Here is a 25,460-nt window from a genome sequence, read left to right as displayed (position 1 = left end):
TGACGTTTTTAGTGCGGGCGAAAATAGCAGCTATAGCCATTCAGATATTGCGTGAAATCAATTCGATAAACATTGGGTAGAGGATTACCCATTTAGGATTAGTGGTTATTTGACGGAGATAACACTGGCGTGTGCCAGGGGCAGAGAAAAGGGGAGTAAAGATATCCAGTCATAAGCGGTGCCGTTTAGCCAGGAAACGGCACGCTGAAGCCGTTGAGTCAGATGCGGGTGATCGAGAACCAGCGGCGCCAGATAAAGCGCAGCAGATAATATTCAACGGTGCCCAAAGCGAGGAACCAGATACAGAACAGGATCACGTAGAGCTGGCTTAGGTCGACCAGGTGGAATGTGTCGATCAGCTTTTGTGCCAGCGTCAGCGTTAACGCCGGGGCCGGGAGCAGCAGGCACGACAGAAAGGCCAGCAGCAAAATGCCGCCCGCGCTCAACAGCGCTTGATGTGGATGGTTCATGACGTTGTTAGCCTGAAGTTAAAAGGCTATTGTCCGGGAAAGTGCACCCGGGTGTAAACCATTTGAGATAAGAGGAAAATCGGCCCCTGCGAACAGAGGCCATCATCATCAGTTAAAAACGTTTTGCAGCAGCGTGTACATCTGGGTGAAAGCGCGTTTTGCCACTTCCGGGTGGTATTTCGCCACGCCTTCAACGTTCGCACCCGGATCGGTGAATGAATGCACGGCACCGGCGTAGCTCACCAGCTGCCAGTCTACCGATGCGGCGTTCATTTCGCTGACAAACTCGCTCAGCTGCTCGCGCGGCACCAGCGGATCTTCCGCACCGTCCAGCACCAGAATAGAGGCTTTGATCTCTCCGGCGGCGTGGGTTTTTAGGGTATCCAGCGTGCCGTGGAAGGAAACAGCCGCTTTGATATCCGCGCCGCTTCTTGCCAGCTCCAGCGCGCAGTGCCCGCCAAAGCAAAAGCCCGCTACCGCCAGTTTGCTGCCGTCGACAGCTGCAATTTTCTGGGCGGCAAGCGTGTCCAGCGCGGCCTGCATGCGGCCAACTTCTGCCGGGGTATCCTTCACGCCCATCATCAGGGCACCGGCTTCATCGGCGTTGGTCGGGCGTTGACCCAGGCCGTAAAGATCGGCGACCAACACCACGTAGCCCTGGGCGGCGATCCCTTTGGCCTGTTCAACTGCCCCGGCGCTCACGCCCATCCAGTTGGGCGCGATCAGCACGCCGGGCCGTGCAGCGCTCTGGTTTTCCTGGTAGACCAGCACGCTTTCAAAGGTTTGATTCTCGACTTGATAAGTAATGGGTGTTGAAATAATTTCTGACATCAGAATTAACCCCTAAATAAAATTTATTGGTCCGCAGGTGAAGTCTAATTAATTTCATATTGCTAACAAATTAGCAATTTATTAAATTTACAAGCGCATGAAATGCTATTTAATTTAAAAAGCGTTTATTTGTTAGCGATAAATAATTTATGTGAATAATTGTAATTAATGATGTTCGGGCAGGGAATACCCATTCTATCTCCAGGCCTTATTCACATTAAGGCATCACGCTGCGTAATCGGTAACAGGCGAGAATCTTCCAGCGCCGCCGTGCGATGGCCAATTCCCTGCATACAGGCTTCATTATTCGCGAAGGCCAGAAAAGCTGCGGTACTGCTCTGCCGCACGAGCATAGCGCAGTCCCAGCGTTCATCCTGTGGGCCAATCAGCCAGCTGTCTGCGGCGCCAAGGAAAATAATATCCCCGCCGCTTTGGCGCAAAAACGGCAGCGTGTGCTGTATATAGCGTTGAAACGCTTCCGCGCCGCTAATCGGGCTAAGCGGCATTAATTCCGGGGCGGCTGAATAATCCGCCATTTCCCGAAAACGCAGGAGGTTGAGCATATAAACCTCCCCGGGAATTCGTTTCATCACAAAATGTCGCCCGGCCTCCAGGGTTGGTTGCAGATAAGATGCTGGATTTGAGGATGTCGCCATAATCACTCCTGTTATTTCCCGGCGGCGAAATGAGTGAGAAGCAGAGAGGCCACGTCTTGTTCCAGCACGGGAGGGATTTCATGGCCCATACCTTCAATAAGCTGCAATTTTGCGGCGGGAATGGTTCTGGCAATGTCCCGCCCGGCGTCTACGGGGAACAGTGGGTCGTGCGTGCCGTGGATCACCAGCGTGGGGGTCGCGATCCGTTTTATCTCCTGACGGAGATCGCCGCTGGCCGCCATCGCCGCAATCTGGCGAAGCATTCCGTGCGCTGAACTGGCGCGCGCCAGAGAAGTTTTTAGCAGCGCAGTGTAGTACTCCTCGTCAAACGGGAGGTGCGTGGAGGCAATTCGCCTGAAGAATGCGAGCTGCTGCTCAAGCCAGGCGCTTTGGTGCGAATGCGGATCGGGCTTTGGCCCCATCAGCATTGCCATCACATCGGGAGCCGGCGGCGGGAGCTGCGGATTGCCGGTGCTGGACATGATGGCGCACAGAGACCGCGTTTTTTGCGGATATTGCGCGGCAAACAGCTGGGCTATCATGCCGCCCATGGAACGGCCAACAATGTGCGCTGCCGGAAGACCGGCGTTGTCCAGCGTAAGCGCAACGTCTGCCGCCATGTCCCGGAGCGTGTAGGCGATGGGGATCTCCAGGCCCCGGGAGAGCGCCTGCAGATCGGGCACGCCCGCGTGGTTCAACGAGGGGGACAGCCCGCAGTCGCGATTATCGGCCCGTAAAACATAGAAACCTGCGTCGGCCAGCCGCTGGCAAAAACGCTGCGACCAGCTGATGCTCTGGCTTCCCAGCCCAGGTAGCAGGACTATTGCCGGGTGCTTTTTATCACCGAAGCCGTCGAAGTAGAGGGAGACCGGCAGGTTAGCAGTTGTGTTCATGGGCGATCCTCAGTTTTTTCTGCCAGGCTTCCAGCAGGTTTTCCAGCGCGGCTTTAACGTTTTGCTCATCAGGCTTGACCTTTTCGAGCACGGTGAACTCGAAAGCTGACTCACCATACTGGTTCCAGGCCTGCTGCAGCGCCTTATTGCGGTGCTGCCCGAACTTCAGTTCAAACCGATGGCGGTTTAACACGCCCTGAACGTTAGCGGCGCTGGCGAGCAGCTTGTGGCCGGTTTGCGTATTGGTTATCAAATAGATACCTGCCGTGGCCGGGCTGTCTTTATAGCTCTGCTTCAGATCTTTTTTGTTTATTGTTTCAGTCATTTTTGGATTCCTGCTTGCCGAAAGCCAACGTTGTCGCATAGCGGCGAATATCCTGCGGCCAGCCTTCCATCGCGGCGTTGAAGGCCGCTTCGTCATCGGCAAATAGCGCGCGCAGGCAAGTTTCGTACTCAGGCAGATCGCCCGCCACTTCGTGCATAAACTGGTAGGCGCTTTCGTGCCTGCGGCGTTTGCTGTCCGCCGGTTCGCTGGCTTTTCTCGCCTGTTCGATCAGTCGACGTAACGTTGCAGATGCGCCGCCCGGCTGTGTGGCCAGCCACGCCCAGTGGCGCGGCAGCAGGGTGACTTCCTTCGCCGATACGCCAAGCTTTGGCCGGCCGCGAGTTTTAACCGCAGCGGTCTCTTCGGTTTGCTGTTCGGCCAACTCCGGGTAAGCCGCAATGGCGCTGGCTTCATCCCCGTGGACGTGGATATCCAGCCGTTTGCCGGTCTGGTCATGGAAGATAAACACCGGCTCGTTGCCGATTGGCATGGCCTTTATTTGCCGCAGCAGTTCGCCGAGGCTGCCGCGGGCAATCTGCTGCCGCTGCATAAAGGCGGTAAGGGTGACAGAAGACATGGGACACCTATTTTATCCGGGTAAAAACATAGACTATCGGGGAGAGTCGATATTGTCAATTATACCCGGGTAAAATAGAAAGTGAGGTCAGGCCTGGTGCATCAAGTCCTGATACAGCTCTGCGAGCACGCCGCCGGGGCGAAATTGTTGTTTGATCCAGCGGGTGACCTGGCCCGTCGCCGCGTGCTGTGTGGCAAGCAACATGCGGGAATGCTGGCGTGGGTTATGAACCTGGCGGGTCACCAGCAGGCCGTTTTCTACCTCGCGACGCGCCATGTAATCCGGCAAAAAACCGATGCCGTCGCCTAAAATCTGGCACTGGCATTTGGTCGGGAAGTCCGGTACCACCACGGTTTCCTGGCCGTGCAGCAGCCAGCCCACTTTTTTATTAATGGTGGAGGCGGTGTCTTCCACCATGATATTCGGATACAGCCTGAGCTGGCTTTCGGGGATCGGTTCCTGTGCCGCGGCGAGAGGGTGATCTGGCGCGATGGCGAACGCCCAGCGGATAACGCCAATTTCCGTGTAGTCAATGCCGCCCCCGCCCAGCAGCGCATCCGGCGCGCCGATTGCAATATTCACCTGATTGTTGAGCACCGCATCCCAGACGCCGTTGTACACCTCGGTGGTGACGGCAATCTGGCAGCCGGGAAACTGCTTTTTCAAAATATTCAGCATCCTGGCCGTGTGCTGAGGCGTGTACAGCAGATGGTTAATGCAGATCCTGACTTTCGCTTCGATGCCCTGCGAAATGGTCTCAATACCCCGCCGGATCCCTTGAAAATCATTCAACAAGTCGCTGGCCTTGCGGTAGAGAAAGGTCCCGGACTCGGTCAGCTCAATGCTGCGGGTGTTGCGGATAAACAGCGGCGCATCGAGCCACGTTTCCATGCGTTTTATGGTGTAGCTGATGGCGGAGGTGGTCACGCCCAGCTCTTCTGCAGCCCGGCTGAAGCTGCCGTAGCGGGCGGCGCAGGTGAAGGCCTGCAGATTCTCTTCGGTAAAGATGGAGTTCATTCCGTGCTCCCTTCGATGACGCGTGATGCGGGGAGTTTGACACATTCTGAAAAGGATTATTAAAACGTATTCAACAATAGCGGCATCAGCGATGAATCTTTTTTAAGCGGATGTTTTTCCCGCCAGGGCATTGTTATTCTCGAATTTCGGCCATAACCGCGAACGACGGGAGAACATGATGTCTGACAACGAGCTGATAACCGGGTTTTTGAGGGCGGCTTTGGACGGAGACGTGGCAACGCTGAAAGCATGCCTGGCGCAGGGCGTGGATATTAACGTCACCAACCGGCAGGGCAGAACGGCCATCACCCTTGCCAGCCTGAAGCAAAATTATGACTGCGTGGCGCTGCTTATTGAGTCTGGCGCGGACATTAATCATCAGGATGAAACCTGTTTTAATCCTTTCCTGGTTAGCTGCCTGAATAACGATCTTAAACTGTTGCGCCTGCTGTTACCCGCGAAGCCCGATCTGACTCGCTTAACCCGTTTTGGCGGGGTAGGTATTACGCCTGCCAGCGAGAAAGGGCACGTCGAGATTGTGCGCGAGCTGCTGGCGCACACCCGGATTAACGTCAACCACACCAACTTCCTCGGCTGGACGCCGCTGCTTGAGGCCATCGTGCTGAACGACGGCGGCAAAAAGCAGCAGGAGATTGTCTCCCTGCTGCTGGCACACGGCGCCAACCCCCACATGACGGATAAATACGGAAAAACGCCGCTGGAACTGGCCGAAGAAAAAGGCTACCGCGAAATCGCTCAATTGCTGAGAGAGGCGGGCGCTTAGCCGCTGTATGCCTGACAACAACCATCACACTCTGGGTAGAAAAATAATAATGACTGAGATTGAGAAAAGCCGTCGCGATTTTATCAGCGGAGGCGGCAAGGTCGCCGCAGCCTGCGCGCTGTTTGGGGCTACCGGCACCGCAGCCTGGGCCGCGAAAACACCTGCAACCGCCTGTGAGAGCAACCACCAAATGAATGCTATCAGCGAAAAACACTATTACCTCGACAATGTGCGGCTGGAAACCGGGTTTAATTATGAAGGCGAAACCGCCGTCAGTACCCGCACCGAACTGCACACGTTAGAAATCAAAGACGGCAAAATTGCGGCAGTTCGCGCCAATAAATCACACCCTGACGGTACGCTGCACAGTTACGACGCTGGGAGCAAGCTGTTGCTGCCGGCGATGCGTGATATGCACATCCATCTGGACAAGACGTTCTACGGCGGCCCGTGGCAGGTACATAACCGCCCGGAAGGCACCACCATCATGGATATGATTGCCTGGGAGCGTAAAATTCTGCCGGAGCTGCAGCCCTACACCCGCGAGCGCGCCGGAAAGCTTATCGATCTTATCCAGTCCAAAGGGTCGACGATTGCCCGCAGCCACTGCAACATTGAGCCGGTTTCCGGGCTGAAGAACCTTGAAAACCTGCAGGCGGTGCTGGCGGAGAGAAAGTCAGGCCTGAAATGTGAAATCGTGGCGTTTCCGCAGCACGGTTTGCTGCTTTCAAAATCTGAACCGCTGATGCGCGAAGCGATGCAGGCGGGGGCGCATTACGTGGGCGGTCTGGATCCCACCAACGTGGATGGCGCGATGGAGAAATCGCTCGATACCATGTTCCAGATAGCGCTTGATTACGACAAAGGCGTGGATATTCACCTGCATGAAACCAGCCCGGCGGGCGTGGCGGCGGTGAACTACATGGTGGAAACGGTAGAGAAAACGCCGCAGCTTAAAGGCAAATTGACCATCAGCCACGGCTTTGCGCTGGCGACCCTTACGCCACAGCAGGTGGATGATGTTGCCACGCGCATGGCTGCCCAGCAGATCGGTCTCGCTTCTACGGTGCCCATCGGGACTTTGCATATGCCGCTGAAGCAGCTCCAGCAAAAAGGCGTGCTGGTGATGACCGGCACCGACAGCGTGATCGATCACTGGTCGCCGTACGGGCTGGGCGACATGCTGGAAAAAGCCAATCTGTATGCGCAGCTCTACGTTCGCCCGAGCGAACTTAGCCTGTCGCGTTCGTTGGCGATTGCCACCGGCAATGTTTTGCCGCTGGATGAAAAAGGTAAACAGGTATGGCCGAAGGCGCAGGATGAAGCGAGTTTTGTGCTGGTGGATGCATCCTGTTCTGCAGAAGCGGTGGCGCGTATTTCGCCGCGTACCGCGACCTTCCATCAGGGCAATTTGGTCTGGGGCAGCGTGATGTAATGTGAGGCAAAATAGCCTGCAAAAGCAGGCTATTTATTGACACCTTACCGCACAACAAAGACCGGGAAGCGAGCATGGCGGATAATGCTGGAAGCGTTGGAGCCGAGCAGGTGAGTGGAAATAGACGGATTCTTCGAACCTACAATGATTACATCCGCATGAATGTCCTGTGCGACTTCGTTCACTTCATCCCGTACCGAGCCGTAACGGATCTCCAGCACCACGCGTTCTTTAGGCAGTGAGAAGTGCCCGCGCAATTCTTCCATTTTTTCTTCGGCATTTTTCTTCAGGTACTCGTCGAATTTACGGATGTCAGAGGAAAAACCGTGGGTATTAAACAGCGGGGATTTAGGCAAAACGTACAGAAGGTGGATGGTGCCCTCAGACTCTTTCGCCAGATATTCGGCATGGCGAATAGCTTTATCCGTGAGCTCCATTTCAAAAACATCCACCGGCATTAAGATGGTTTTATACATCGTTTAGCTCCTTTTGGTAACGTTTGATTCATCCTGGCACTAACGGCGCCGCTTCGCCGTGATCTGACGGGGAAATAAGCCTTTTTTTACCCTCACCCTAACCCTCTCCCTGGAAGGGAGAGGGGATACGCCATGTTTCCCGGGGCTTTTGTTTTCTCCCTCGCTCCTTTGGGGAGAGGGGATACGCCATGTTTCCCGGGGCTTTTGTTTTCTCCCTCGCTCCTTTGGGGAGAGGGGATACCCCATGTTTCCCAGGGCTTTTGTTTTCTCCCTCGCTCCTTTGGGGAGAGGGGATACGCCATGTTTCCCAGGGCTTTTGTTTTCTCCCTCGCTCCTTTGGGGAGAGGGGATACGCCATGTTTCCCGGGGCTTTTGTTTTCTCCCTCGCTCCTTTGGGGAGAGGGGATACGCCATGTTTCCCGGGGCTTTTGTTTTCTCCCTCGCTCCTTTGGGGAGAGGGGATACTCCATGTTTCCCAGGGCATTTGTTTTCTCCCTCGCTCCTTTGGGGAGAGGGGATACTCCATGTTTCCCAGGGCTTTTATTTTCTCCCTCGCCCCTTTGGGGAGAGGGTCGGGGTGAGGGGCGATCGCGCCTAGTTACGGCCTGCCATCACGCCGCCGTCAACGTCCCACAGGGCGCCTGTCACCCAGGTGGTATTGTCGGACAGCAGGAAGCTAACCACTTCGGCAACGTCGCGTGGCGTACCTACGCGGCCAATCGGGTGGAAGCTATCAAAGCTGCCCATCACGTCCGCCACATCCTCTTTAGGGATAAAGCCTTCATAAATTGGCGTATGTACCACAGCAGGAGAAACCGCATTGACGCGAATACCCTGTGAACCCAACTCAATGGCAAGGTTCTTCGTCAGCGCGTGCAGACCGGCTTTCGCCATCGAGTAGGCTGAAGATGGCGTTGCGCCGATGGCCTGCTGCGCCCACATGGAACCGATGTTGACGATTGAACCTTTGATCCCGGCGGCAACCATGTTTTTCACCACTTCACGGGTAATGAAGAAGGTCGCGCGGTTGATGTTCATGTACATGTCGTAATCCGCCTCTTCGTGTTCGGTAAAGGCTTTCGGGAAGAAGACCCCGGCAGCGTTCACCAACAGGCTGATGTCGCGGTGCCCGGCGTTAATCACGTTCATCACTTTATGCATGCCTTCGCTGCTCATCAGGTCTGCGACGATGACGGACACTTCCCCGAGGGCAGACAGCGCCTGGCGTGCCTGTTCGGCTTTCTCCGCGCGATTCCCGACCAGCACAACTTTCCCGCCGTTTTCCAGCACCTGCCGGGCGCTTTCCAGACCCATACCGCTGGTGCCGCCAACAACTAAAAGTTTCTTACCTGCGAATGATATAGACATGATGACCTCGTTTCTCTTTGCTTAATAAGGTGAAGCTGCCTGCGTGGCGCTTCGGAATGGCGACAGAATGCCAAAGCCATTTGCGCCTGACGAAGCATAAGAACTTGCATATCGAGAAAGAAAAACTATCTTGTCGGTATGTCGTCCTTTGTCGAAGAGAAAATATGAGATCGCTGAATCGCCTGAAATGGCTGCACGCTTTTGAAGCCACGGCGCGCCACGGCAGTTTCACCGGTGCAGCCGAAGAGCTGGGCGTCACGCCCGCCGCCGTTGGCCAGCTTGTTCGTTCCCTGGAAGAGTGGGTCGGTCATCCGCTGCTGCACCGCACGCGCAGCGGGAAAGAAAGGCTTACGCTGGTGGAGGAGGCAAAGGAGGCGCTGCAGGACATTACCGCTGGGCTGGACAGCCTGGAGCAGGGACTGAATAAGCTGCGCGGCGCCAGAGCCCGCGCGGTGGTGGTGATTACCGCCTCTCAGGTACTGATGATGAACTGGCTGATGGAGCGTCTCAACCTTTTTTCCGAGCAGCATGACAGCATTGATCTGCGCCTTAACGTTACGGAAAAACTGACCGATGTGCTGCACGGCGAGGCTGATGTCGGCATACGATGCGGTCCCGGCAGCTGGCCCGGTTTACAGTCAACGTGGTTAATGGACGAAGAGGCGGTGATCGTCTGCAGCCCGCAGCTGCTGGCCGGCGTTACCGAGGCGGACTGGCTGTCAAAACAGAAGCTTATCTATGATGATACGCCGCATCCCGGGGCGAATTTCCCGGACTGGGAAACCATTTCCCGGACTATCGGCGTGGCGTTGTGCGAGCAAAACGGCCTGCACATTAACTCTACGTCGGCCGTTATTCTGGCTGCCCTAAGCGGGCGTGGTGTGGCGGTGGTGCGTAAAGCGCTGGTCCAGCAACTGATCGATCTTGGGCAGCTGCGCCAGCTTTTCCCACAGCACAAATGGCCGCTCACCTGGTCCTATTTTATCGTGCGTTCAGAGCGCTCCAGTCGACGCCCGGAGGTGACGCTGTTCCATGACTGGCTGGTGGCAGAGACGGGCGCTACGCTTAAGTAATGGAAAAACTCACCGAATTAAAGCGCGCCAAACGGCTGGCGCTCTCGCTTTTGCTGATTGCCGCCGCAGCGTTTGTCGCGACCTTATTTTTGCCGCCCAGTTTCTGGGTCAGCGGCCTGAAAGCTATTTCTGAAGCGGCGATGGTCGGCGCCCTGGCGGACTGGTTTGCGGTGGTGGCGCTGTTTCGTCGCGTACCGATCCCGTTTATCGCCCGGCATACCGCCATTATTCCTCGTAATAAAGACCGTATCGGCGAGAATCTCGGCAAGTTCGTGCAGGAAAAGTTTCTGGATACTCAGTCGCTGATTGACCTGATTCGTCGCCATGAGCCGGCGCAGATGATGGGGACCTGGTTCCGGCAGCCCGAAAATGCTCAGCAGGTAGGGCGGCATATGCTCAAGGTGATGGAGGCTTGGCTGTCTCTGACCGATGACACGCGGATTCAGGGGCTGATTCGCCGGGCGGTGCACAAAGCCATTGATAAAGTCGATCTCAGTTATTCCAGCGCGCTGCTGCTGGAAAGTCTGACCAAAAACAACCGCCATCAGGCCTTGCTCGACTCGGTCATAGCTCAACTGCTGGCGCTGCTCGAGAAACCGGCCAGCCGGGAATTTATTGCCCGCCAGATCGTCCACTGGCTGGAAACCGAGCACCCGGTCAAGGCCAGGGTGCTGCCTACCGAATGGCTGGGCGAGCAAAGCGCAGAGCTGGTATCCGACGCCGTTAACTCTCTGCTGGATGACGTGAGCCAGGACAAAACGCACCAGCTTCGTCGGGCATTCGATCGCGCCGTGCAGCGGCTTATCGATAGCCTGAAAAATGACCCGGAAATGGCCGCTAAAGCGGAAACGATCAAAAGTTACCTGAAGGAAGATGAGAAGTTTAATCTCTACCTCGGCGAGCTTTGGAATGACCTGCGGGGCTGGCTGAAAACAGATATCGCCCGCGATGACTCGCGGGTGCAAAAGCGCATTGCCGAAGCGGGGCAGTGGCTGGGGGAAACGCTCACGGCTGATGCTTCGCTGCGGGCCTCGCTGAATGAGCACCTTGAGCAGGCTGCCCGGCATATCGCGCCGGATTTCTCAGCTTTTCTCACCCGGCACATTAGCGACACGGTGAAAAGCTGGGACGCAAAAGACATGTCGCGGCAGATTGAACTCAACATCGGCAAAGATCTGCAGTTCATTCGCATTAACGGCACGCTGGTGGGGGGCTCGGTCGGACTGGTGCTCTATTTACTTTCACAATTGCCGGGCGTGATTGAGGGCTGGGGGCTGCGGTTTTAAGGCACAGGGCGCGAGGCCCTGTGCAGCTGGGTTAGCCCTGATGAGGCATCAGTTTTGGGTCACCGGCAAAAGCGGGTTTACTGCTGCTTAGAGCCTGTTCGTCAGCGCCTATCGAACCGCTGTTATCCGCCCAGACGCCTTCCTGCGTTTTGCTGATGGCCTGGTGCTGGCCGTTAAGGTTTTGCCCCATGGCGGCGATGTGCTGGCTTTCGGTTCCACCGCTGTTGTCGGCCCAGGGAATGACGGGGTCGGCCGCTGCGGCGAATAAAGGCAAGCAAATCGAGCTGGCAAGCAGCATTTTGATGGCTTTATGCATGTTATTCACCTGCTGACATAAGCGTTTTGGGAGCCAGCTCCGCGAGGAGATGGCGGTACCTACAAGTCTACTGCGGCGAGAAATATGCGCTGGCGAGGAAAAGTAAAAGAGCGTGTCATTTGCCACAATTGACCGCAGAGAATATCCGTATATTCAATAAAGTAGATGTTTATTACGTTTCAGGTGAAATAATTAATCAGCTAATAATTGTGTTGTTGCTGTGATTTTTAGGCCTGTTATTGAGTACAGATACAGATAAAAGTCATTCGCCCTTGTTGAAAGAGGAGCGCTCTGCGGAGAAGCGTCAAATTGAGTGGCGGTTTAGTTTAGGAGAACTACTATGGGGCCTGGACTGTGGAATTCGTGTCCACGGTGGCCGAGAGAGTAACCCTATAGAAAGGACTTTATATGAAAGCATTCGCTGTTATTTCCACCCTCGCGCTGACGAGTTTCTGCTTCTCTGCCGCGGCATCGGTATCTGATAGCCTTGCCGTGTATGCCACGCAAAAATCTACGGGCTCAATGTCCGTCGGCGGCAAAAGCGCTTATACCAATACCTTTGACGTAGCGCTGGCAAACCTGTCCGATAAAGATGTTGATCTGTCAAAAGTCTGCCTGAAGGCCACTGCCCCGGATCACAAAGAGTTTAAACTGGATACCGTGGATGAGGCGCTGGTTAAGGGACAGCTTAAGGCAGGAAAAATGGCAAAAGGTATCGCGGTCTTTGCCTCTGAAGATGCAGGGGTTTATAAAGCAGGGCTGATCACCCTTTCCGACGACTGCAAGTAATTCTATCGGGCAGTCTTCCTGGCTGCCCTTTATTGGCCTGTCTGATGAACCTCAATCTATCTTTACTTCCCGCATTAGCAACAATAACCCCTACAAAATTTGGTTGGTTGATTTTTTGAGATATTAAAGCCCCCATTTTTGATCATCAAAGTAATAATATTCCAACCTCTTAATTTAATTGATTAAAAAACAAATAAAAAACTCAGATTGATAAATGTTAGCTTGATAGATTTTGGCTATTAAATGTTATTGCAATGACTGTTATTATCGATTTTTGTTTATTAAACTTTGGTCCTATAGTTTTTTTGGATAGAGCAATTAAAGGGTTCGAATTAATAAAGTTAATGAGGATGAATCTATTGCTTAAATCTTGTGGTTAAAATATTTAAGTCATCCTTTGTACATATTTATGATATGCATTGGCATAACAATTGAGTCCTGTTTTCACTCTCTTTCGTTAGCGGGTGGATAATTATTTCTGCACGGAGGTATCAATGAAAACTGATGTGCATGGGCTGTTAATAACAATGTTCTGGCTTCGATTTTATCAAACCAATTTGATGCACTCATCTCGTTTTTTAGTGTTGGTTCAGAAAAATTAATTAATTTAACGCTGGCGAAAAAATAAATAATTATGATGTCTACGACGCAGCTCAGTAGTTTCCACACTGGACGTATATTGGCGGTAAAAATTTCCTGACCTGGTCAGCCGGAAAGAAGCTGAAGACACTGCTGTTAAGTCTGAGCGATATCATTCTGCATATCCGCTACACCCTTCGGGCTTGATCCACCATAGCGACCGTATGGCGGCCTTTAATACGGGGGGAAGGTCAACCAAATAAATAGGGGTATCAATCGACAATGCTATCTGTAAACGTAAGGCAGGGGGCGTGAGCAATGCAAATAAGTGACGGTGGAATTGACTTCATTAAGCGTGAAGAAGGCGAAAAATTGACAGGATATTCAGACTCTCGCGGTATTCCAACGATTGGGGTAGGCCATACTGGCAATGTTAATGGAGTACCTGTGTTCGTGGGGATGAAAATAACTGCGGAACAATCTTCAATATTGCTCAAAGGGGATTTGTCATGGGTTGAAAACACCCTCGAAGCTTATGTTAAGTGCACATTAAACCAGAACCAGTACGACGCGCTTTGCAGCTTCATTTTCAATATAGGTGCGTCTGCATTTAAAGGATCAACGCTGCTGAAACTTTTAAATATGGCTAATTATCAGGGTGTGGCTAATGAATTTCCTAAATGGAAAAAATCGGGTGATGCCGCTGATATCTTATTACCACGGCGCCTGCGTGAACGAGCATTATTTTTATCATAATTCTGACAATTAACATGCGGTGAAAGCCACTGATGGCTAGTGGATTGTCAGTCCTGACGCTGCCGGCGTGTGATTGACAGTGCCGCCAGCCCGGCTGTATTCATAAACAGGAGAAATCCATGAGCACTCCGTTGTTCAGCAAAACCCCTTCGGTCACGGTTCTCGATAGCCGCGGGCTGACCGTGCGCGATCTCGCGTACCACCGTCACCCTGACTCCCCCGACACCACCGATGAGCGCATCGCCCGTCATCAGTATGATGCCCGCGGCCTTCTGACGCAAAACGCTGACCCACGGCTGTCTGCGGCAGGACTGATGAACTTCAGCTACCAGACCGACCTGGCCGGCAGCGTTCTGCGGTCACAGGGGGTAGATAACGGTATCACTGTGACGCTGAACGATGCCGCCGGTCGGCCGTTTCTGGCGGTCAGCAACATCAGCACTGCCGGTGATGGTACGGAGGACACAAGTCAGGCGGTAACCCGCAGCTGGCAGTATGAGGACGCAGAGCTGCCCGGTCGTCCGGTAAGTATTACGGAGCATGTGGAAGGTGAACCTGCTCGCATCACGGAGCGCTTTGTTTATGCCGGTAACTCTGTTGAGGAGAAAGCGCTTAACCTCGACGGTCAGCCTGTCAGCCACTACGACACGGCCGGGCTTGTACAGACGGACAGTATCGCGCTGACCGGCGTGCCGCTTTCCGTCACCCGCCGCCTGCTGAAGGACGCAGATAACCCGGATGTGACAGCCAACTGGCAGGGTACAGACGCCTCCGCCTGGAACGACCTGCTGAACGGTGAGACAAATACCACCCTGACCACCGCCGACGCCGCCGGGGCAGTGCTGATCGCCACCGATGCAAAAGGTAATCAGCAGCGTGTGGCCTACGACGTGGCGGGGATGCTGTCGGGCAGCTGGCTGACGCTAAAGGACGGAAAAGAACAGACTATCGTGAAGTCCCTGACATACTCTGCCGCCGGCCAGAAGCTGCGTGAGGCGCACGGCAACGGCATGCTTTTATTGATTATGGTATAAAATCCGCCGTTTTTAACGTACGGCTCAGCCCCATTGATTCCGGGTCGGTAAGCAAAACATACTGGTATGACGGATGAAACTATCTGAGTGAGAAAAAATACTCTGGGGCCAGATTCCCCACCGGAGTGGGGCTGAATTATTCGGGTTTTATTCCATTTTTGAATCAAAAATCAACGTAACTGCACCTTTCCAGGCCGAACCCGGTAATTTTACCATCTTTTCTACTTCAGGACGGTTGACCCGAAATTCTACTCGTGAGCGGCGGTTTACTACAAATGATCCAGTTGTATCAAATTCACTTCCGCCGGCCCGGGTTGTGAGCAGAGTATTGTTCACATTTGTATTGTTGATAAAAAATCCAGGCATAGTTAGAGCCACATCCATTGGTACTGTTTCGCCGGTTTGTGTATTTTTAAGCCCACATCTCTCATCCATAGGAGTATCACATTGCATCGTGACGGAAAATCTAGTTGAGCTTGATATGTCGAAAGGGACTTCTTTACTTAGCTTTGATGGAATGCGGCCTCCGTTTCGCCATGATTCCCAACCATCCTGAGGGGAAAGGCTAATGTTAATATCACGGGCAGCAAACTTTACATTGAAGGCATGATTTACAGTAGCTTTAACGTGAAATTTTAATTCATTGTCTGAATAGCTTGTTGCATAGAAATCGATATCACCGCCATTAGCCAGAGTATATACAATTTCGGCCTCATAATCCCCTGACAATAAATCCATTGGTCTCGGTGTTACAAGACGGTAACCTATGCTTATTTCATCCATGTATACTGGGCCCGTAAAAGGTCTGCCGTTCATTTTATGTTGGCATGTTGTAATATTGTTGGCGTTTTTGATTGAAGTGCTAAATCCAACAGAACTAGCGGTGCCAGCAGGTATTGAAGTAAAGCAACCATCTGAGTTACTATAAAAAACAGCATCAGCTACGGGGCCACCTATATCATTGTCGCCTGGATTTATACGTCGATAAACCTGGCTGATTAAAAATAAATTAAATTCTCCTTCGAACGTAGCTCCTGTTTTTGTATTTCGAAATGTAACATATTTTTTTTGTGTGTTTAATGTTAGGGAGATATGATTATCGAGTATGTTTGATGACTGGCTGTCTAAATATTTATCCACTCGCAACGATGGTATCATTATTGAGTAGTCCCCCGGGGTACAGTAATCTGGATGAACGAAACACCATCCAGATTCAGGTGTTGTATTTTTAAATTCATTATGCTGTGGTTTTGACATGTCAGCATTGAATTCAGTCGTTATATCCACCGTTACTGCTTTTACCACCGGAACGTTTAGTAGGAATATTGCTGCCGCCCATAATATTATTTTCATACGCCGTCCTTTTTATCTTGATGATGATTAGCCATAAATTCTGTATCAGGACAGGTCAGATTCCCGGCAAAAATAATGTCATCGTTTTTTTGTTCAGCAGGTGAAAACTTGATTTCGCACGCTGAAATAGAGGCGTGTTTTACTGTTAGTACCGGATTAAGTTCGTGGATTTCGAGAGTAAATAAACCATCAGGCTGCGTTACTGTACGCCCGGCGTGGTTAACCACAAAGGCTCCACCCAGCGGTTTGCCTCCGGCATTGACCAGGCGGCCCATCAACGTAATGGTTTTCATCACTCGTACATCCCTCGCACTAATGCCGCCAGGAATATGCTGATAGTCGAGATATTCTGGCTCTACCTTCAGTGCCGGGGCATCGGTTCCGGTGAAGTCAATTTGAACGGTACCCGGTTTCCAGGCTTCCAGTGGGATAAAGTTGCGACCGGGCTTGAGGGAAACATTTCCCGACGGAGTCAGGGCAACCAGGGATGCAGTGTCGTCATCGGAATCTACGTTGACAATCATACCGCCTTTCTGGCCGCCGTTTGCCTGATTAGATAGCGCAACTTTTCCTTGCCCAAATGCCAGCAGGGTTCCCATATTGATACCGCCTGACAGATTGCCATTCAGCGTGGAGCTCTGCCCCCACAGCGTTCCCTGGGCTACATCAGTATCGAACTGATTATAAGCACTGAAACCCGCACCATGCCGGTCTCCCGTCAGTGTCAGGTTTGTTGTTTTAATCGGATTTTCCTCTGACCACTGCTGGTTCACCGAAGCCGTTGCGTAGAGGTCGCGCGCACCATTGTTGTCCGTGCGGCTCCCTACGCTTAAATTACCGCTGCGTCCGTCTGCCCCAAGTGCGAAGCTTGCATTCAGGCTGAAGCCCTGATTGCGTAAGTTACCGTTATTGCCGTAAGGCCTGTCAAAACCGGAAATTCGCCAGTTAATCGCGGTTCCAGCCAGTGTGGCTCTGGTATTAAACCCTATATCAATCCCGATACCGCCATAACGGCTGCTATGCGTGAGCCGACCGTTTAAGCTATTTTCACTGTTTAGCCGCCAGGTAGCAGAAAAAGAGGTGTTGTGATCAATCAGCGGACGGCGACTGTATAAATCATTGTCCTGACGATACCAGCTCCGGCTATGGCTCATTGCTAACATCCCCTGTTTATGTGTCCAGATCCCCTGGGAATCAAAGCCATAGCCGGTAACATTGCTGCGCCACACATTGCTGTAAAGTTGAAAAGCGGGGGCAATTTGCCAGTCAAATGAGGCGCCGGTTTGATTTTCACTTCCTACTTTTTGTAAGGCAAAACCGGTTGTGATCCGCGGAGTGAGTAAATAATTGATACTGCTACCTACCGCAAGGTCGCTTTCCTGCTCGGTGCTGTCGCTGTTAAACAGCGTTTGTTGCTTGCCAGCGAAAAAATTGTAACGCAAACGTTGACCCGGCGTACGCCATTGCCCTGGCTTGTTGATAGTTTCTGTTACTCTGCTGGTTTCCCGGCCATCTTCAAGAACACGAATTTCAACATCATAGATGCCCTGCGGGAGTAGCGAGGTGTCCAGTTCCTGCAGCCCTGGCATTACTGGCTGAGAACTTATCAATGAGCCATCACGATAAATCTCTGCGATGCCCTCGCGGTTGGCGGTGATGTACACCGGATACAAAGCAGGGGTGCCGGATGATTTAAGCAGGGCATCACCACTTCCCGCCATAATCCCTGCTAAAGTGCTGATGCCACCGCTGGCCAGGTAAGGCTGACGCAGCAGCCCCTGACTATCAGGGGTAAATAATCCTGCCCGCAAAAAGTGTTGCTGAAACTCTCGCTGAGTGTACAGCGAGGTCATTGCATGACGGGATGCTGAATCCTGACCATTAGTCCAGCTGCTATCCTGCTGAAATTTACTGGTAACGCTCCAGTTTCCAAGCGCAGCATCAATTCCCGCGTTCCAACTGAGGGCAGATTGCTGTCGACTTCCGCTAAGATTCAGTTGATTGCTGAACATTAGCCCGGTATCACCCTCTTCTGGCAGGGTGTACCAGTACCGGTCATTGTTCGTTGTAGTATGAGGTGTGAGAAGCGTCAGTCGTGCATCACTGATGTTATAGTCGATAGCCATCAGCCCAGCCGGGCATCCTTTTTTACATTCTCCAAGTGGCACGGGGTTGGCCAACGCTGTCAGCCAATGTTGTCGTTCGCCTTCACCATATTCACTTTCCGTGTTATCCGTAAAACGTATTAGCTGAACTTGACCATTTTCGCTCAGAATAACTATCGCATCACCGAGGATCTTACCGTCAAGGGCGACTCGTGCTGAAAGAGGAACGTTGAAAAGATATTGCCTAAATTCAGCAGGTATTGAAGCGGCTTGTTCCGTCAATGTGGTTGCATTTGTGCTGAATATTGTTAGGGCGATCGATCCAATGAGCAATCGATTCATGCGCATGAATGATATTCCAATAATTAAGTCAGGTCAGGTAGTGGAGATAAGGGAAGTCCCCTTATCTCCCGGTCAGGAATAAGTAATTAAGGCGTAACGGTATCGAACATCATAGTGACAGCACCGAGATAATTTCCTGCTGTCGGACGTGTGCCTGCATTTTTCTGACTTACTGTCATAGTGGCTGTTTTTTCGTTTGCAGCGGCACTCGCGTCATAAAGAGTGACTGCAGTAGAGGAGTTTGTAGGGAGTGTTTGCCCTGCAATAACGACATCCAGTTCAATAACATCGGTGCTGCTGCTGCTGCTCAATGATGGTTGACCACTCAGGTAAGCTTTAATACCTCCGTTAGCATTTTTCATTTGTAATTGCTGGGTTAAATTACCCAGTGAGCTATTGGCTTCATTCCAGGTCATTTTTTGGGTTTTTGCATCCCAACCATTTAAAGGTGTGACGTAGAATGAATTATCCGGAATAACTGCTTCAATACTAAAATCTACTTGTGGAGCCGCCACCGCGTTAGCAACAAGGGTCATTGCAAACATTGTGCTAGCAATAAAGGTTTTTTTACACATTACTTCGTATCTCCATTTTTTAATAAATTCCTAGAGGTTGTTCAGGGACTGCTTTTTATCACCTTCTGTCAGCGTATACTGCCAGGTCAGATGTTTTTGGGCTGAGCGAGTAAATACGCGGCCAGGACGTAATTGAATATTAGATGCCGCACTGCAATTTTTTTTATTATTATCGCAATACTTCAGGTCGCTAATGAAAATGGATGTATTGCCATTGTTAGTAATGCGCAAATTATTACCCTTGCCGGCAATAAGAGTGTCAAATTTAGATGATTCAGGCGCGACGGTAACAATACTCCCGAAGCCGGTAAGCACCATAACGCCTGCACTAATTTTATCTTTATATTCTTTTGCCTCGTTGAGGCTAAGACCAAATTCTGCGTTATCAGAAGGAACGACTGGTATATACCGAACTCTGTAATAACGCTCGTGTTTTCGCTCCCCAGTAAACATCAGGCGATTAGTTTGCATACCATCAACGGGTATTATCAATCTGGACGGGGATGATATAAGGCCGGAACCTTTACCACTAATAAGTGCTTCACTATCTAATGGGATCTCTTTAGATTCATTATCATCACCATATACAATCTCGTCAATTGTTACTCTTACGAAGGCTGTACTGTCGCCATTATTATAAATTCGCTTGGCTAATGTGCTGGTGTTATAAATAAAATCAGTCATTGAGCCAATAGATATTGATGGGGCGCTGATCGCTGATGATTGAATAATAAGGGTAATCATGGCTGCAAACAAAAATGGTCGTAAACAAAAGTAAAGATTTTTCATTTTAAAATTTTGTTTCCGTCAAAAAGTTGATTCTAATTATGCCTTAGGCGGTGGTTCTGATAATGGTGAATCGCTTTAATTAAGATCTAAGCTCCTCCTAACTCAATGAAGATAAGGGGGGGGGAGGGGATGTTTGTTTGTTGTTTTGTGCTCTGAAACTTTCGGAGAAACTTGTAGTTTCAGAACTCTGCCCTCAAGTCGACACTACAGAATCTGAACTCTATTGTTACCAAAGCGGGAGTATAGACGACTCCCTGATTAAACAGTTTAACTCCGTCGCTGAGAAACAGATGTTAAAGAAAATAACTTATTGAACTCCCGGAGTGATATCGAACATCATAGTGACAGAGCCTGGATAATTTCCTGCTGTCGGACGTTTGCCTGAATTTTTCTGGCTTACTGTCATAGTGGCTGTTTTTTCGGTTGCAGCGGCACTCGCGTCATAAAGAGTGACGGCATTAGCCGGCTTTGTCGGTAGTGTTTGCCCTGCGACAACGATATCCAGATCAATGACATCGGTACTGCAGCGGGTTGCCGTAACGCTTAATCGGGCCGTTACTCAGCGCTGCCAGCGGCTCCTGAGCCTGAGATTCAGCGCTCGAAGCGTATGCAAGGTTTAGTTGCGGATGTGGGCAGGCAGCATCTATCGACGATGAGCACGCCATTTTCGGCTTTATAGGTGCGGATCGAGAGTACCCTCAAGATAAATGACGAACGTGATCCAGAACCAGTATAATAATCATATGTTATAAAAACATTGCTCATCTAATTTTAATAATTAAATCCAAGTACAGCCTGGTTCGAAAAAAATTCACATCTAAGGGGAGTTTTTCTGTTTTTTTTTGCTATTAGGTATATGATTAATCAGTATTGTTAAACTTATTTTTAAGTCTCATTGAATGATGAAATTTTATAACCTGGAACATCGAGTTACTTTCGTTCCTGAAACTAACAGCCTCCATGCAAAAGATGAAAGCGGAATGCCATATGTCGTTACTCTGAATGCCCCAACAGCTAAATGCCTGCATTTGTTGCTGATGAAGAGAACATTAACGACACCGCAAGAGCTTTACGGATTTGCCTGGGATGATAATGGAGCGTCAACGACACCAAATAATCTCTATCAAAACATTTCATTGATTCGAAAAGCGCTTTCAAATACTTTAGGTGGGCAGGATGATTATATCGTTACTGTGCCACGAAAAGGATTCTATATTAATCCAGAATTATCTGTATCTGAAGATGTAGCGGGCAATATTCTTGCAGATGCTACTCTTACAGATACTAAATTCCCTATCAAAAAGTGGTTGGCAAGCAAATGTGGTGCCCTGGCTATTTTTGCGATCATGATGATTTTTGCCATGGATGTCATAGTATATAGAACCTATAATGAAAATATTAAATTATTTTCAACATATACAGAATTAGTGAGGTTTCAAGACTGCAAGTTTTATTCGGATCCTGAACTAAGTAGCGACGCGCGTCTCAATAAAATAGCTACCAGAATGAAATGGACATGTATTCGCGGGAAATTTAACTATATATCAGGGTATGATTTCACATCTCCGTTCTCTATAATTTCCTGTCAGGAAAATCCCCATGAGACAATTTCATCTCAATGTTCATCAATTATGATATTAGATGAGGCAGCACAATGAAAAAAAAATTAACCATTGCATTCATCTCACTTGTTGCGTTTTTCTTAATGTCGTCAGCCTTTTTTATGTTTAGTCTTCGTTATCAATACCGAAATTTGACATGCGCTGGATATTATAATGTTCATTCAAAAAATCTGAATTTTGATTCTTATGTTAAAAACACCTGGAACGGAAATAGGGGAACATTGAATATAGTTGGATTACTTAACGGTGTTGATGGTGAAAGCAATAATATAGGATTAACCGTGTTATTCGATATCAAGCACACGGACGATGTAATAGAGCTAACCGCTACCAGTCATGATCTCCGCATGCGTAAGAACATGTCTGACAAGATGAGTAAAGAGTATAAAAACATCCTTCCCCCATTTTTCTGGAAACATAAAGCAAAAATTATCTATACCATTATCAAAGATAACAACAACCACGATCTCATTTTCCTGCGGGGAAAATTGCCTGTTTTCTACTGCAACAGCGTGGCACCATAGCCTGGTCAGTAAATGAGAATAGCAATCCGTTTCACTATCAAGTGATTATTGCAACTCATTGTTTTTTAAGGATCTTAACTCTCTGCTTAAGATCCTTAATTGCGGATACCCCAGCTGACTTAAGCCACATAATGAAAAAAAGCTGTTACTCACCCTCCATTTTACTTATAAAACGAGCCGAATCGGATATGAATATTTATATGTGTTAGCGGTTAGACACCAAGGATAGAATATGAGTAAATATTATTTTTGTTTAAATAATGAGGTCACATTTTCTCCAACGGAAAGACTTTTGTCTCGTTGCGATATGAGCATTAAGCCAGAGATCCTTAATGCACCTTCGGCAAAAATATTAGAAATACTTTTGACTAATACTGATATTACACCGCATAAAACGCTTTATGAAAATGCATGGGAAGACAAAGGAACTAAAACAACACCCAATAATCTTTACCAGAATATATCTCTGTTAAGGCGAGCTCTCAATGCCATTTTTATTAATGACGATGAGCATATTTCAACGATTCCTCGTAAAGGATTTTATTTTAATCCTGATATTTCTATTGAATTTATTGGCATTGATACTCAGTGTGAAGTAGAAGAGGTAGAATCCTGCTCTGATATTTCTGAAGCGAAATATTTACCTTCAGAGCTCATGCTCACTCCGTCGACATCGCAGAATGATGCGTTCCCTAAGCGTTCTCATCGTTACGGGTTGGTTTTTCTTGTATCATGCTGTCTTCTATTATTAACCACCCTGGCCTTTGGGTTGATAAATAAAGAGAAGGAACTATCTTATTTTTCAACTTATAAACCTTACGGCAAGGTCGATAATTGTTCTTTTTATTTCCCTTTTTCAACAAAAAATGGGAGTATCGAAAAAAAACTGATCAAATCAATCAATAAATCCTGTAAAAATAATTCTTATCTGTACGTAACCTATATGAAAGGATTATCTACATTTTCAGTAATTTCATGCAGTAATAATATAACTGACAAGAAAAGTGGCAATGCATGTGTGTCTTGGTACTATAAAGGACTGTTAAATAATGATGTATAATAATAAATACATGGCTTTTTTATTTATTGCTATAATTATCATATTTTCTGTAGCTATGCTGAAGAACAACACCCCTGTCTCGCTAAGAAGAAACCTGGAATGCGTTGTAAAATATAATGCCATTGGAGAAAATAGCAAACTATTCTCTGTTATTCGTATAGCCATTGCTAGTGAAACCGGAGTAGCGGTGCTTCATGGCATGATTAAAGATGAACATGGGCATACTAATGAAGTAACGGCTAATGTTTTTTTTCGCGTTAATGTAATCAATGATTCTTTTGTGCTTACATCTCTGGGGAGTGCAGTTAGATTACTTAATCAGGACCCCATTCATGTCACGTTAGAGTATGAGGATCTACTTCCGGGTATTTTTACAAAAATGAATAATCTCGCCGTTTATTCAATTCATAGCCTTGAAGAAAATAAATATTTTTTTACTTTAGGTGAAAGTCAGGCTTTTCTCTGTGATGGCGAAGCGTAATATTCTTTTTGATCATATATGAATCAAGAATATGATGTAAGTTATTTTAAATACCCTATCGTTGTGCCCAAATCTGACACATTATTCTAATGTTTGCCGTTCAATGTAGCGGGGATCAAGCATGTGGGATGAGGTATGGATGTGTTTGATGTCACACTTATACGTCTTGACTGACTTTTTGATTCATTTTAAAAATTCTGCTTATCATTTTCCAGTGGAAAGGAGCCCCAGGGTTCTTTTTTATCTGGCATCTTCTATCTGTATAAAAACATCCTTAGCTTAGGATATTTCCGTTTACCAGGCGAATCCTATCCCAGACCCGGTATCGGTCATCTCCGGTAGCAGCGAAAGCTTATCAGTAAGCAAACGCCACGCCAAAAACCTTCTCCTGTAGCAACATCCCAATGCCCTGAATCATCGATAGGTTATCGCTTTGGTAACCATTTCACAGGCGGGTGGTTTTTACGCAGCTCCAGTTTAAACAAGTCAGATGTCGCACTATGCAGCTTTGCTCCCGCCAGGCTTTACTGTCAGGAACAGCCCCGTTTCGTATGAATAAGAAAAATAATTCAATCTATCTTAACCACTAACCGGCAGGGCACCACAACACACTCGCCAATCTTAATAGCTTCATTAACGAAATAATTTACTTTCCTGCCGCTGTCACATTGCATGCCATGCAGACAGCTACACACACCCGTATCGCTTTTAATTAATGCGTATAAGTAACCTTAACGATTAAATAATTAGATCGTTAAGATCTACAAAAGGAATTGCTCGTCTGTTTGAACGGTGTATAAACAACAACTAACCAAAACAAATTTGAAACATGTTTTTATTTATTTTTTAATAAAAATAGTTTTGGTTGAGTGAAATGTTCTGGAAATTTATGAACGTGAAGGTTAATCATACTTTTAGATAAGGATAATTTATGAGTACATTAATTCAAATCAACGTTACGAATAACAGCCCATCTCCAAAAAACTTCTACTTCTTTCAACAACCGGCGATCTATTCAGGTGGCTCGCAGGTTTATACCAACAGTATCCTCTCCGCCACGATTCTTCCCAGCCAGCAAGGTGGAAGTGTCTACACCTTTTTGTTAAACCTCCAATATTATGCAGGGGTACAACAAAGGTATTCGCCCCCTCTGGTGGGTCAGCCGTCTGGCTATACTTCGGCTATACGACCTATAGAATTAACCCCTGCCGCGGGGGGCACGGTAACCAATAACTGCACAAATATGGTCAATACGCCGGCATTAGGGCTGTCGATCCCCACCACAGACCCTTCAGTGCAGAAAGGTGCATTCAGAATTGTGTCACCCACCTTTAACCCATCTCTTGAGCAATATAATGGCGGTTCAGCAGTGCAGCTCCCTAACGGTTCGGTCGTGCTTTCGAACTTCGTTAATGTTGACCCAACAAGCAATTTGGATTGCCAGCCTATTCTTAAATTCTATGTTCAGACGGGTACCTACACCGCGGGAACCGTAATGAACTTCACCAGTTCGTCTGTTAACGCGGCATTATGTGATGCGACGAGCGGGTTTACGACGTTCAACGTGACTTACAACGCGGATGGAACATGGACAGTGGTTCCTGGCGTCCAGAAAACTTCTTTTAAAGCCACACAAGGGGGGGATCTGATAATGAATGAGAGCCAACTCAACACGGTGATTAAGAATGAAGCTGGAACCGCAATAGTAAGCCGGGGCTATGCGGCTAACGCTCATTCTCCTATTACAGTCGAAAACTTGACCAACCCTGGAGACATTTATCTGTATGGCAGCTACCTGGTATCCGTGGATGGGGGGCCATTTATTGGCACTGACTGCGATAGTAAAGCAGGGAGCACGGCAACATTTAGGATCTAGTCGTGTCATACCGAAACGTTAAGGATAGATAAGCAGCCAACACCTCACCCTGGTTTTATTTCGGTGGG

Annotated in this window: 26 protein-coding genes and 1 pseudogene; 12 read left to right on the top strand and 15 right to left on the bottom strand. The window is 49.1% G+C overall.

The genetic code is table 11. The features are described from left to right. Positions 1-218: 218 nt before the first annotated feature. The 7 genes from F3J29_RS11885 to F3J29_RS11855 all read right to left on the bottom strand — a co-directional run bounded on the left by F3J29_RS11885 (position 219) and on the right by F3J29_RS11855 (position 4,769). Positions 219-470: a DUF1158 family protein gene (locus tag F3J29_RS11885; RefSeq protein WP_039290884.1), complete on the bottom strand. Its 252-nt coding sequence runs from the start codon at positions 468-470 to the stop codon at positions 219-221. Between the two features lie 108 nt (positions 471-578). Continuing rightward, positions 579-1,301 (bottom strand): dienelactone hydrolase family protein, encoded by a 723-nt coding sequence (locus F3J29_RS11880; protein ID WP_166866282.1) that lies wholly within the window; start codon positions 1,299-1,301, stop codon positions 579-581. A 212-nt stretch (positions 1,302-1,513) separates the two neighbouring features. Continuing rightward, positions 1,514-1,864 carry a DUF1330 domain-containing protein gene (locus tag F3J29_RS11875; RefSeq protein WP_286175322.1) on the bottom strand — a complete coding sequence of 117 codons (351 nt, stop codon included), beginning with the start codon at positions 1,862-1,864 and terminating at the stop codon, positions 1,514-1,516. A 104-nt stretch (positions 1,865-1,968) separates the two neighbouring features. Next, positions 1,969-2,850, bottom strand: coding sequence for an alpha/beta fold hydrolase (locus F3J29_RS11870; protein WP_166866279.1), 882 nt, complete (start codon positions 2,848-2,850; stop codon positions 1,969-1,971). Continuing rightward, the gene (locus F3J29_RS11865) at positions 2,834-3,175 is read right to left on the bottom strand and encodes a GIY-YIG nuclease family protein (protein WP_166866277.1); all 342 of its coding nucleotides are present in this window, start codon (positions 3,173-3,175) and stop codon (positions 2,834-2,836) included. The genes F3J29_RS11870 and F3J29_RS11865 overlap by 17 nt, the downstream gene beginning before the upstream one ends. Then, positions 3,168-3,752 carry a DUF2239 family protein gene (locus tag F3J29_RS11860; RefSeq protein WP_166866275.1) on the bottom strand — a complete coding sequence of 195 codons (585 nt, stop codon included), beginning with the start codon at positions 3,750-3,752 and terminating at the stop codon, positions 3,168-3,170. The genes F3J29_RS11865 and F3J29_RS11860 overlap by 8 nt, the downstream gene beginning before the upstream one ends. An 87-nt stretch (positions 3,753-3,839) precedes the next feature. Continuing rightward, complete coding sequence (locus tag F3J29_RS11855; protein WP_166866273.1) at positions 3,840-4,769, bottom strand: LysR substrate-binding domain-containing protein; 930 nt, start codon at positions 4,767-4,769, stop codon at positions 3,840-3,842. Between the two features lie 178 nt (positions 4,770-4,947). Here F3J29_RS11855 and F3J29_RS11850 point away from each other — a divergent pair, with 178 nt between their 5' ends. Together F3J29_RS11850 and F3J29_RS11845 are read left to right on the top strand one after the other, a co-directional pair. Continuing rightward, positions 4,948-5,553, top strand: coding sequence for an ankyrin repeat domain-containing protein (locus F3J29_RS11850; protein ID WP_166866271.1), 606 nt, complete (start codon positions 4,948-4,950; stop codon positions 5,551-5,553). A 49-nt stretch (positions 5,554-5,602) separates the two neighbouring features. Further along, positions 5,603-6,988 carry an amidohydrolase family protein gene (locus F3J29_RS11845; protein ID WP_166866269.1) on the top strand — a complete coding sequence of 462 codons (1,386 nt, stop codon included), beginning with the start codon at positions 5,603-5,605 and terminating at the stop codon, positions 6,986-6,988. Positions 6,989-7,032: 44 nt separating this feature from the next. On the opposite strand, the gene uspG is transcribed toward F3J29_RS11845, so the two are convergent. Then, the gene (gene uspG / locus F3J29_RS11840; protein ID WP_008455928.1) at positions 7,033-7,464 is read right to left on the bottom strand and encodes a universal stress protein UspG; all 432 of its coding nucleotides are present in this window, start codon (positions 7,462-7,464) and stop codon (positions 7,033-7,035) included. Between the two features lie 594 nt (positions 7,465-8,058). After that, positions 8,059-8,832: an SDR family NAD(P)-dependent oxidoreductase gene (locus tag F3J29_RS11835; RefSeq protein WP_166866268.1), complete on the bottom strand. Its 774-nt coding sequence runs from the start codon at positions 8,830-8,832 to the stop codon at positions 8,059-8,061. Positions 8,833-8,996: 164 nt separating this feature from the next. On the opposite strand from F3J29_RS11835, the gene F3J29_RS11830 reads away from it, so the two are divergent. Both F3J29_RS11830 and F3J29_RS11825 read left to right on the top strand, forming a co-directional pair. Further along, entirely contained in the window at positions 8,997-9,905 is a 909-nt protein-coding gene (locus F3J29_RS11830; protein WP_166866266.1) for a LysR substrate-binding domain-containing protein, read from the top strand. Then, positions 9,905-11,191, top strand: coding sequence for a DUF445 domain-containing protein (locus F3J29_RS11825; protein WP_166866264.1), 1,287 nt, complete (start codon positions 9,905-9,907; stop codon positions 11,189-11,191). Before F3J29_RS11830 ends, F3J29_RS11825 begins: the two co-directional genes overlap by 1 nt. Positions 11,192-11,222: 31 nt before the next feature. On the opposite strand, the gene F3J29_RS11820 is transcribed toward F3J29_RS11825, so the two are convergent. Beyond that, positions 11,223-11,507 carry a hypothetical protein gene (locus tag F3J29_RS11820; protein WP_008455937.1) on the bottom strand — a complete coding sequence of 95 codons (285 nt, stop codon included), beginning with the start codon at positions 11,505-11,507 and terminating at the stop codon, positions 11,223-11,225. A 408-nt stretch (positions 11,508-11,915) separates the two neighbouring features. Here F3J29_RS11820 and F3J29_RS11815 point away from each other — a divergent pair, with 408 nt between their 5' ends. From F3J29_RS11815 to F3J29_RS11805, 3 genes and pseudogenes are all read left to right on the top strand, one after another. Continuing rightward, positions 11,916-12,296: a DUF4354 family protein gene (locus F3J29_RS11815; protein WP_166866262.1), complete on the top strand. Its 381-nt coding sequence runs from the start codon at positions 11,916-11,918 to the stop codon at positions 12,294-12,296. An 897-nt stretch (positions 12,297-13,193) separates the two neighbouring features. After that, positions 13,194-13,631 (top strand): lysozyme, encoded by a 438-nt coding sequence (locus F3J29_RS11810; protein WP_166866260.1) that lies wholly within the window; start codon positions 13,194-13,196, stop codon positions 13,629-13,631. A gap of 119 nt (positions 13,632-13,750) precedes the next feature. Next, positions 13,751-14,647: pseudogene (locus F3J29_RS11805) on the top strand (RHS repeat protein); the annotation flags it as partial. A gap of 165 nt (positions 14,648-14,812) precedes the next feature. On the opposite strand, the gene F3J29_RS11800 reads toward F3J29_RS11805, so the two are convergent. The 5 genes from F3J29_RS11800 to F3J29_RS22860 form a co-directional block, all read right to left on the bottom strand. Next, positions 14,813-16,018 carry a hypothetical protein gene (locus F3J29_RS11800; protein WP_166866258.1) on the bottom strand — a complete coding sequence of 402 codons (1,206 nt, stop codon included), beginning with the start codon at positions 16,016-16,018 and terminating at the stop codon, positions 14,813-14,815. Beyond that, entirely contained in the window at positions 16,015-18,471 is a 2,457-nt protein-coding gene (locus F3J29_RS11795; RefSeq protein WP_286175320.1) for a TcfC E-set like domain-containing protein, read from the bottom strand. Before F3J29_RS11795 ends, F3J29_RS11800 begins: the two co-directional genes overlap by 4 nt. Before the next feature lie 80 nt (positions 18,472-18,551). Further along, positions 18,552-19,040: a CS1 type fimbrial major subunit gene (locus tag F3J29_RS11790; protein ID WP_166866256.1), complete on the bottom strand. Its 489-nt coding sequence runs from the start codon at positions 19,038-19,040 to the stop codon at positions 18,552-18,554. 30 nt (positions 19,041-19,070) lie between these two features. After that, positions 19,071-19,829 (bottom strand): hypothetical protein, encoded by a 759-nt coding sequence (locus F3J29_RS11785; protein ID WP_166866255.1) that lies wholly within the window; start codon positions 19,827-19,829, stop codon positions 19,071-19,073. Between the two features lie 307 nt (positions 19,830-20,136). After that, a complete protein-coding gene (locus F3J29_RS22860) occupies positions 20,137-20,340 on the bottom strand; it encodes a CS1 type fimbrial major subunit (protein WP_502706563.1) in 204 nt (67 codons plus the stop codon). Positions 20,341-20,728: 388 nt separating this feature from the next. Here F3J29_RS22860 and F3J29_RS11780 point away from each other — a divergent pair, with 388 nt between their 5' ends. The 5 genes from F3J29_RS11780 to F3J29_RS11760 all read left to right on the top strand — a co-directional run bounded on the left by F3J29_RS11780 (position 20,729) and on the right by F3J29_RS11760 (position 25,392). Then, the gene (locus F3J29_RS11780; protein WP_166866253.1) at positions 20,729-21,487 is read left to right on the top strand and encodes a winged helix-turn-helix domain-containing protein; all 759 of its coding nucleotides are present in this window, start codon (positions 20,729-20,731) and stop codon (positions 21,485-21,487) included. Beyond that, positions 21,484-21,975 carry a YqeJ family protein gene (locus F3J29_RS11775; RefSeq protein WP_166866251.1) on the top strand — a complete coding sequence of 164 codons (492 nt, stop codon included), beginning with the start codon at positions 21,484-21,486 and terminating at the stop codon, positions 21,973-21,975. Before F3J29_RS11780 ends, F3J29_RS11775 begins: the two co-directional genes overlap by 4 nt. A gap of 232 nt (positions 21,976-22,207) precedes the next feature. After that, complete coding sequence (locus F3J29_RS11770; protein ID WP_166866250.1) at positions 22,208-23,035, top strand: winged helix-turn-helix domain-containing protein; 828 nt, start codon at positions 22,208-22,210, stop codon at positions 23,033-23,035. Further along, positions 23,025-23,516, top strand: coding sequence for a hypothetical protein (locus F3J29_RS11765; protein WP_166866248.1), 492 nt, complete (start codon positions 23,025-23,027; stop codon positions 23,514-23,516). The genes F3J29_RS11770 and F3J29_RS11765 overlap by 11 nt, the downstream gene beginning before the upstream one ends. A 931-nt stretch (positions 23,517-24,447) precedes the next feature. Then, positions 24,448-25,392 carry a hypothetical protein gene (locus tag F3J29_RS11760; RefSeq protein WP_166866247.1) on the top strand — a complete coding sequence of 315 codons (945 nt, stop codon included), beginning with the start codon at positions 24,448-24,450 and terminating at the stop codon, positions 25,390-25,392. Positions 25,393-25,460: the final 68 nt, after the last annotated feature.

This window comes from Enterobacter sp. Cy-643 (genome assembly GCF_011752815.1).
Classification (GTDB): Bacteria; Pseudomonadota; Gammaproteobacteria; order Enterobacterales; family Enterobacteriaceae; genus Cedecea.
Note: the sequence above shows the minus strand (reverse complement) of the source record. Positions and strands in the feature narration are given on the sequence as shown.

Excerpts from the sequence above, each read along its gene's own strand:
- F3J29_RS11885 (WP_039290884.1), bottom strand. The coding sequence starts at position 470 with ATGAACCATCCACATCAAGCGCTGTTGAGCGCGGGCGGCATTTTGCTG.
- F3J29_RS11880 (WP_166866282.1), bottom strand. The coding sequence starts at position 1,301 with ATGTCAGAAATTATTTCAACACCCATTACTTATCAAGTCGAGAATCAA.
- F3J29_RS11875 (WP_286175322.1), bottom strand. The coding sequence starts at position 1,864 with ATGCTCAACCTCCTGCGTTTTCGGGAAATGGCGGATTATTCAGCCGCC.
- F3J29_RS11870 (WP_166866279.1), bottom strand. The coding sequence starts at position 2,850 with ATGAACACAACTGCTAACCTGCCGGTCTCCCTCTACTTCGACGGCTTC.
- F3J29_RS11865 (WP_166866277.1), bottom strand. The coding sequence starts at position 3,175 with ATGACTGAAACAATAAACAAAAAAGATCTGAAGCAGAGCTATAAAGAC.
- F3J29_RS11860 (WP_166866275.1), bottom strand. The coding sequence starts at position 3,752 with ATGTCTTCTGTCACCCTTACCGCCTTTATGCAGCGGCAGCAGATTGCC.
- F3J29_RS11855 (WP_166866273.1), bottom strand. The coding sequence starts at position 4,769 with ATGAACTCCATCTTTACCGAAGAGAATCTGCAGGCCTTCACCTGCGCC.
- F3J29_RS11850 (WP_166866271.1), top strand. The coding sequence starts at position 4,948 with ATGTCTGACAACGAGCTGATAACCGGGTTTTTGAGGGCGGCTTTGGAC.
- F3J29_RS11845 (WP_166866269.1), top strand. The coding sequence starts at position 5,603 with ATGACTGAGATTGAGAAAAGCCGTCGCGATTTTATCAGCGGAGGCGGC.
- uspG (WP_008455928.1), bottom strand. The coding sequence starts at position 7,464 with ATGTATAAAACCATCTTAATGCCGGTGGATGTTTTTGAAATGGAGCTC.
- F3J29_RS11835 (WP_166866268.1), bottom strand. The coding sequence starts at position 8,832 with ATGTCTATATCATTCGCAGGTAAGAAACTTTTAGTTGTTGGCGGCACC.
- F3J29_RS11830 (WP_166866266.1), top strand. The coding sequence starts at position 8,997 with ATGAGATCGCTGAATCGCCTGAAATGGCTGCACGCTTTTGAAGCCACG.
- F3J29_RS11825 (WP_166866264.1), top strand. The coding sequence starts at position 9,905 with ATGGAAAAACTCACCGAATTAAAGCGCGCCAAACGGCTGGCGCTCTCG.
- F3J29_RS11820 (WP_008455937.1), bottom strand. The coding sequence starts at position 11,507 with ATGCATAAAGCCATCAAAATGCTGCTTGCCAGCTCGATTTGCTTGCCT.
- F3J29_RS11815 (WP_166866262.1), top strand. The coding sequence starts at position 11,916 with ATGAAAGCATTCGCTGTTATTTCCACCCTCGCGCTGACGAGTTTCTGC.
- F3J29_RS11810 (WP_166866260.1), top strand. The coding sequence starts at position 13,194 with ATGCAAATAAGTGACGGTGGAATTGACTTCATTAAGCGTGAAGAAGGC.
- F3J29_RS11800 (WP_166866258.1), bottom strand. The coding sequence starts at position 16,018 with ATGAAAATAATATTATGGGCGGCAGCAATATTCCTACTAAACGTTCCG.
- F3J29_RS11795 (WP_286175320.1), bottom strand. The coding sequence starts at position 18,471 with ATGCGCATGAATCGATTGCTCATTGGATCGATCGCCCTAACAATATTC.
- F3J29_RS11790 (WP_166866256.1), bottom strand. The coding sequence starts at position 19,040 with ATGTGTAAAAAAACCTTTATTGCTAGCACAATGTTTGCAATGACCCTT.
- F3J29_RS11785 (WP_166866255.1), bottom strand. The coding sequence starts at position 19,829 with ATGAAAAATCTTTACTTTTGTTTACGACCATTTTTGTTTGCAGCCATG.
- F3J29_RS11780 (WP_166866253.1), top strand. The coding sequence starts at position 20,729 with ATGATGAAATTTTATAACCTGGAACATCGAGTTACTTTCGTTCCTGAA.
- F3J29_RS11775 (WP_166866251.1), top strand. The coding sequence starts at position 21,484 with ATGAAAAAAAAATTAACCATTGCATTCATCTCACTTGTTGCGTTTTTC.
- F3J29_RS11770 (WP_166866250.1), top strand. The coding sequence starts at position 22,208 with ATGAGTAAATATTATTTTTGTTTAAATAATGAGGTCACATTTTCTCCA.
- F3J29_RS11765 (WP_166866248.1), top strand. The coding sequence starts at position 23,025 with ATGATGTATAATAATAAATACATGGCTTTTTTATTTATTGCTATAATT.
- F3J29_RS11760 (WP_166866247.1), top strand. The coding sequence starts at position 24,448 with ATGAGTACATTAATTCAAATCAACGTTACGAATAACAGCCCATCTCCA.